This is a genomic window from Burkholderia sp. Ax-1720, from assembly GCF_011753035.1.
Lineage (GTDB): Bacteria > Pseudomonadota > Gammaproteobacteria > Burkholderiales > Burkholderiaceae > Burkholderia > Burkholderia gladioli.
On record NZ_VWWK01000367.1, the window covers coordinates 1 to 2,389 of the forward strand.

The 2,389-nt window shown below is 69.8% G+C and carries 2 protein-coding genes; both read right to left on the reverse strand.

The features are described from left to right. Window positions 1-1,855, reverse strand: a 1,855-nt coding sequence (locus F3J18_RS36740; protein ID WP_166917043.1) for a collagen-like triple helix repeat-containing protein, incomplete at its 3' end; no start/stop codon positions are given. 257 nt (window positions 1,856-2,112) lie between these two features. After that, window positions 2,113-2,389, reverse strand: a 277-nt coding sequence (locus F3J18_RS36745; RefSeq protein ID WP_166917045.1) for a trehalose-6-phosphate synthase, incomplete at its 5' end; no start/stop codon positions are given.

Genomic DNA, 2,389 nt, shown 5'->3' on the forward strand with positions numbered 1-2,389 from the left:
GGCCGGCCGAGGCGCTGCCGCCGGCGGCGCCGCCAGCGCTGCCCGTCAGGCCGCCGAGCAGGTTGGTGACCGGCGTGAGCAGGGCGCCGAGGCCGGCGGTGCTGGTGCCCGAGGTGCCCGACGAGGCCGAGCCCGAGGTGCTGCTGCCGCTGCTCGAGCCGCCGCCGCCGATGGTGGCGCCCAGGCCCAGGTTCAGGCCCAGCGAACCGGTCAGGTTCAAGAGCGGGGCGAGCGGGTTGGTGGTCGAGCCGGTCAGCAGGCCGCCGGTGCTCGAGACGGTGTTGCCGAGCTGGGTGACCACGTTGCCGAGATCCTTGCCGACCTGGTTGCCGGTGGCATTCGAGATCGCCGCGCCCGCGCTGCCCAGGCCCGCGCCGATGGTGCCGAGCAGGCTGTTGACGGGCGCGCCCAGGCCGGTGGCCGAGCCGACCGTCTGCGTGACGTTGGTGACGGCGTTGGTGATCGGGTTGACCAGCGAGCTGACGCCGGTTTCGATCTGCTGGACCGGGGCGCTGCCGAGCACGGTGCCGAGGCCGGTGCCGACGTTGCCGACCACGCCGCCGAGCGAGTTCACCACGGTGCCGAGCGTCTGCGTGAGCGGGGCGAGCGGCGCGAGCGGGCCGCTGCCGAGGCTCGACACGGCGCCGCCGAGCGACTGCACCGAGTTGGCCACGTTCGACACCAGGTTGGCCGCCGAGCTCAGCGTCGGCCCGAGCGGGTTCGACGAGGTGCCGATCTGGCCGAGGCCGGCGCCCAGGCCGTTGCCGAGCGAGACGATGCCGTTGCCGAGGCTATTGACCGCGTTGCCGATGCCGGTGGTGGTGCCCGTGCTGACGATCGGGATGCCGCTGCTGGCGACCTGCGTGCCGCCGTCGGCGACGGTCTTGCCGGTGGCGGTGACGATGTTGCCGAGCTGGTTGATGATGGTGCCGAGCGGGCTGGTGCCGGTGCCGGAGGTACCGGAGGTACCAGATGTGCCCGAGGTACCGGAAGTGCCCGAAGTACCGGAAGTGCCCGAGGTACCGGAAGTGCCGGAGGTGCCGGAGGTGCCCGAGGTACCGGAAGTGCCCGAGGTACCGGAAGTGCCCGAAGTACCGGAGGTGCCGGAAGTACCGGAGGTGCCCGAAGTACCAGACGTGCCCGAGGTACCGGAGGTGCCCGAAGTACCGGAGGTGCCCGAAGTACCGGAGGTGCCCGAGGTACCAGACGTGCCCGAGGTACCGGAGGTGCCTGAAGTGCCGGAGGTGCCGGAAGTACCAGACGTGCCCGAAGTACCGGAGGTGCCCGAGGTACCAGACGTGCCCGAGGTACCGGAGGTGCCTGAAGTGCCTGAAGTGCCGGAGGTGCCTGAAGTACCGGAGGTGCCGGAAGTACCAGACGTGCCCGAAGTGCCGGAGGTGCCCGAAGTACCGGAGGTGCCCGAGGTACCAGACGTGCCCGAGGTACCGGAGGTGCCTGAAGTACCGGAGGTGCCGGAAGTACCGGAGGTGCCGGAAGTACCGGAGGTGCCGGAAGTACCGGAGGTGCCCGAAGTACCGGAAGTGCCCGAAGTACCGGAGGTGCCTGAAGTACCGGAGGTGCCCGAAGTACCGGAAGTGCCCGAAGTACCGGAAGTGCCCGAAGTACCGGAAGTGCCCGAGCTACCCGAAGTCCCCGACGACCCGCCGCCCGACGTCCCCGACGATCCACCCGACGTACCCGAGGTCCCCGACGAGCCGCCCGAGGTACCCGAGGTCGCGATACCGAGATTGCCGCCCGGCGGCGTGGTCAGTGCGTCGGTCCCGCCGCAACCCTGCAACGCGAGCAGCGACGACACGCCGACGGTGATCGCGGATTTCTTGAATAGCGCGCGCATAGCATCCTCACAGAAAAAATGTTGTTCTGGAGGGGCTTGCTGCAAAATCCGGACCACGCATATCCATCATGCGCGGAGCGTGGGCTTCGTGAAATTTCCTGCGAACAATCGAAGGAAAGCGAGCGCAATGGGCGAAACCGCGCCGCAATTGTTAACGCGGCGAGCCCGATGTTCCGCGTGGTGCTACGTAACGCCGGGCAAGCTGCCGTAACGAGCCGGGGCGTCACACGCGGCGCCGCCCCGGCTTCAGCGGATCCTCAGACCAGCCCGGCCGGCCGGCGCGTGGGCGGGATCGGCGCGTCGTCGAGCGCGCCGAGGAAGCCGGTGGTCCACCAGTGCACGTCGTGCTTGCGGATCTCGGCGAGCAGGGCCGTGTGGCGCCGCACGCGCTCGTCCAGCGGCATGGTCAGGGCTGCCTGGATCGCGCGCGCGGTGCCCTGGATGTCGTAGGGATTGACCAGCAGCGCGTCGGTCAACTGCTCGGCGGCGCCGGCGAAGCGCGACAGCACCAGCACGCCGGGGTCCTTGCCGTCC